General features: G+C 63.6%; 1 protein-coding gene. It reads left to right on the top strand.

What is annotated here, in order from left to right:
- Positions 1 to 667: Ig-like domain-containing protein (locus B9Z49_RS21955; protein ID WP_158273577.1), on the top strand; the 667-nt coding region annotated here is incomplete at both ends.

Below are 667 nucleotides of genomic sequence, written 5' to 3'. Positions count from 1 at the left end.
GTCACGGTCACCCGCACCGACGCGGGCGGCCTGACCGTGACCGACACCTTTTTGATCATCGTCAACCCCGTGGTCGACGCCACGCCCCCCAAGATCGCCATCAGCTCCAACCAATCGAGCCTGAGCACCGGCCAGACCGCCACCATCACCTTCACGGTGAGTGAAGCCACCAACAACTTTGCCTGGAATGGCAGCTCGGGTGACATCGTGGTCACCGGCGGCAGCCTGAGCGCACTCACTTCTGTGGGCTTGAACGCCGCGGGCGAAGACATCTACACCGCTGTCTTCACCCCACTGGCCAACAGCACCACACCTGCCACCATCGCGGTGGCCGCGGGCAAGTTCACCGACGCCGCCAACAACCAAAACCTAGACACCTACAGCAACAGCGCAGACACCGTGGCGAACCATGTGGTGGAGACCAACAACATCGTCACCCTGAGCGTCAACACCACCGTCGTGACCGCGCTGAACCTGACGAACGATACAGCCACGGCGCTGGAAGCGTCGGGCATCGTCAACGCCACGGCAGGCACCAATCCCACAGGTAGCGTGCTGGGCAACGACACCGGCACCAGCCCCACCGTGACCGGCATTCAAGTGCTCAGCGCCAGCACGGCTACGGCCGTGAACGCTGGCACCAACAGCACCAGCGGCACCTCCATCA

This window comes from Limnohabitans sp. 2KL-51 (genome assembly GCF_003063645.1).
In the GTDB taxonomy this organism is placed as follows: Bacteria; Pseudomonadota; Gammaproteobacteria; order Burkholderiales; family Burkholderiaceae_C; genus Limnohabitans_A.
This window is presented reverse-complemented; position numbering and strand designations above follow the sequence as displayed.